We start from the raw sequence: 3786 nt of genomic DNA, 5'->3' as shown, positions 1-3786 counted from the left end.
CAGGTGCGCGCCATGCGCCGGGCCATTGCGCACGCCGGGATCCAGCCCGCCCAGGTGGGACACGTCAACGCGCACGCCACGGCCACCAGCGTGGGGGATTTGAGCGAGTCCGGGGCCATCAATGAGGTCTTCGGCCACGCTCCGGTGGTGACCGCGCCGAAGGGCGCCATCGGCCACCTGGTCGGCGCCGCCGGCGCAGTGGAGGCCATCACCACCATTCAGGCCCTGGAGGAGCAGCAGGTGCCGCCGACCCGCAACGTGGGCAGAATGGATGAGCAGATCCAGCTGGACGTGGTCACCGGTGCCCCGCGGGCGGTGCACCTGGAGCATGCGATCACCAACTCCTTCGGCTTCGGCGGGCAGAACGTGAGCCTCTTGTTCTCCGCGAACTAGCCGGTTCCCCCAGGACACCGAGGGCCCCGGGGTCGGCACCGAGAAGGTGCCGGCCACGGGGCCCTGGCCTTTCTCCCCCGCCCGGACCGGCAGCGCCAGCAGGCTCAAAGGAGCCGTTGGCCAGGCTTAAAGGCCCGCAGGGGCGAAGCCATGCGGCTTCGGGGCCCTGCGGGGTGTTCCGGTGACGGTGTGACCGTACCGCGTCCGCCTTAGTTGGCGGCAGCGATCTGGCGCAGCACGTACTGCAGGATGCCGCCGTTGCGGTAGTAGTCGGCTTCACCGGGGGTGTCGATGCGCACTACGGCGTCGAACTCGGTGACCTTGCCGTCTTCGGCGGTGGCGGTAACCTTCACGGTCTTCGGGGTCGAGCCGTTGTTCAGCTCGGTCACGCCGGAGATCGAGAAGACCTCGGTGCCGCTCAGGCCCAGCGAGTCCGCGGACTCGCCCTCGGGGAACTGCAGCGGCAGCACGCCCATGCCGATCAGGTTCGAGCGGTGGATGCGCTCGAAGGACTCGGTGATCACGGCCTTGACACCCAGCAGCGCGGTGCCCTTGGCGGCCCAGTCACGCGAGGAGCCCGAACCGTATTCCTTGCCGCCCAGGACCACCAGCGGGGTGCCGGCGGCTTGTAGTTCTCCGCCGCGTCGTAGACGAAGGACTGCGGGGCGCCGTCCTGGGTGAAGTCGCGGGTGAAGCCACCCTCAACGCCGTCCAGCAGCTGGTTCTTGATGCGGATGTTGGCGAAGGTGCCGCGGATCATGACCTCGTGGTTGCCACGGCGCGAGCCGTAGGAGTTGAAGTCCTTGCGGTCCACGCCGTTCTCGATCAGGTAGCGGCCAGCCGGGGTGTCCGACTTGAACGAACCTGCCGGGGAGATGTGGTCGGTGGTGACCGAGTCGCCCAGCTTCAGCAGCACGCGGGCGCCTCGATGTCCGAGACCGGTTCCGGGGTCTTGGTCATGCCCTCGAAGTATGGGGCTTGCGCACGTAGGTGGAGTCCTCGGCCCATTCGAAGGTCGAACTCCGGGGTCTCCAGGGCGCGCCAGCGGTCGTCTCCGTCGAAGACGCCCTCGTAGCCCTTGGCGAACATGCCCTCGTCGATCGACGAGTCGATGATCTGCTGGACCTCGGTCGGCGAAGGCCAGATGTCCTTCAGGAACACCTCGTTGCCGTCCGCGTCCACGCCCAGGGCGTCGGTTTCGAAGTCGAAGTCCATGGTGCCAGCCAGGGCGTAGGCGATGACCAGTGGCGGGGAGGCCAGGTAGTTCATCTTCACGTCCGTTGATGCGGCCTTCGAAGTTGCGGTTGCCGGAGAGCACCGCGGTGGCGGCCAGGTCGTTGGCGTTGATGGCCTCGGAGATCTCGGCATCCAGCGGACCGGAGTTGCCGATGCAGGTGGTGCAGCCGTAGCCGACGACGAAGAAGCCCAGCTTCTCCAGGTACGGCAGCAGGCCGGACTTCTCGTAGTACTCGGTGACGACCTTGGAGCCCGGGGCGACGGAGGTCTTGACCCACGGCTTGGACTTCAGGCCCTTGTTGGCGGCGTTGCGCGCCAGCACGGCGGCGGCCAGCATCACCGAGGGGTTCGAGGTGTTGGTGCACGAGGTGATCGAGGCGATCGAGACCAGGCCGTGGTCGATGGTGAACTTCTCACCGTTCTCGCGGGTGACCTCCACGGCGGTGGACGGACGTCCCACACCCTGGCCGTCGGTGGCATCCGAAACGTAGTTGTGGATGTCCTTGCGGAACTGTTCCTTGGCGCTGGAGAGCTCGATGCGGTCCTGCGGACGCTTCGGACCGGCGATGGAGGGAACCACGGTGGACAGGTCCAGCTCCAGGTATTCGCTGAAGCGGATCTCGCGGCTCGGATCGTGCCACATGCCCTGTTCCTTGGCGTAGGCCTCGACCAGGTCGATGTTCTCCTGGCTGCGCCCGGTCAGGCGCAGGTAGTCCAGGGTGACGTCGTCGATCGGGAACATGGCGGCGGTGGAGCCGAACTCCGGGGACATGTTGCCGATGGTGGCACGGTTGGCCAGCGGCACCTCGGCCACGCCCTCACCGTAGAATTCGACGAACTTGCCCACCACGCCGTGCTTGCGCAGCATCTCGGTGATGGTCAGCACCACGTCGGTGGCGGTGGCGCCGGCCGGGGTCGAGCCGGCGAGCTTGAAGCCGACCACGCGCGGGATCAGCATGGAGACCGGCTGGCCGAGCATCGCTGCCTCGGCCTCGATGCCGCCCACGCCCCAGCCAGCACGCCCATGCCGTTGACCATGGTGGTGTGCGAGTCGGTGCCCACACAGCTGTCCGGGTAGCGCGCAGCACGCCGTTGACCTCACGGGTCATCACGGTGCGGGCCAGGTACTCGATGTTGACCTGGTGCACGATTCCGGTGCCCGGGGCACGACCTTGAAGTCGTCAAACGCGGTCTGGCCCCAGCGCAGGAACTGGTAGCGCTCACCGTTGCGCTGGTATTCGATCTCCATGTTGCGCTCGATGGCGCCCTCGAAGCCGAAGGTGTCGATCTGCACGGAGTGGTCGATGACCATCTCGGCCGGAGCCAGCGGGTTCACGCGGGTGGCGTCGCCGCCCAGGTCCTCGACGGCCTCGCGCATGGTGGCCAGGTCGACGACGCAGGGCACACCGGTGAAGTCCTGCATCAGCACGCGGGCCGGGGTGAACTGGATCTCGACGTTCGGCTGGGCCGAGGGATCCCACTGGCCCAGCGCGTTGACGTGGTCCTTGGTGATGTTCGCGCCGTCTTCGGTGCGAAGCAGGTTCTCCAGCAGAACCTTCAAGCTGTAGGGAAGGCTGTCCGAGCCTTCGACCTTGTTCAGTCGGTAAATTTCGTATTCGGTTCCATTGACGTCAAGTACGCCCTTGGCACCGAAGCTGTCCACATTGCTCACTGGGACTCCTCTCGCCAGACTTCATCTTGATGCACGCGCACACTGTCATTCCAGTTAGGCGCTCCTAACTGAGATGGTCATGCTAGTTCCGCGGCAGAGCTAGTCCCAGTCTAGCCGCTTTGGCCCGTTTTTCCCCGCCGAGCACCACAAATCACGTTAATTTCACGCCCAAGCACCCGAAAGTGACGTTCAGCGGCGTTCGAAGAGCCCGATCGTTTCCATATGGTGGGTGTGCGGGTACAAATCGTGTACCTCCACGTGCCTAATTCGTAGCCGCGGGCGGCCAACCGGGCCGTGTCCCGGGCGAAGGACGCCGGGTCGCAGGAGACGTAGCAGATCCGCGGCACGCCGCTGTTGCCCAGCTCCGCGGCGACCTTCTTGTCCACCCCGGCGCGCGGCGGATCAAGCACCACCGCATCCAGGCGTTCTGCAGCCAGCTGGCGCAGCATCCGCTCCACCCGCCCGCGGATCACCCGCGCCTGGTC

At 66.3% G+C, this 3786-nt stretch carries 3 pseudogenes; 1 reads left to right on the top strand and 2 read right to left on the bottom strand.

Annotated elements, in window-relative coordinates:
- Nucleotides 1-393 (top strand): annotated as a pseudogene (locus tag JCM19049_RS09470) (beta-ketoacyl-ACP synthase); the annotation flags it as partial.
- A 209-nt stretch (nucleotides 394-602) separates the two neighbouring features.
- Here the strand turns inward: JCM19049_RS09470 and JCM19049_RS09465 are convergent.
- Both JCM19049_RS09465 and JCM19049_RS09460 read right to left on the bottom strand, forming a co-directional pair.
- Nucleotides 603-3052, bottom strand: a pseudogene (locus tag JCM19049_RS09465) (aconitase family protein).
- Between the two features lie 359 nt (nucleotides 3053-3411).
- A pseudogene (locus tag JCM19049_RS09460) lies at nucleotides 3412-3786 on the bottom strand (hypothetical protein); the annotation flags it as partial.

It is taken from the genome of Arthrobacter sp. JCM 19049, from assembly GCF_001310435.1.
The sequence above is the reverse complement of the archived record's forward strand: the minus strand, read 5'-3'. Positions and strand labels throughout refer to the sequence as shown.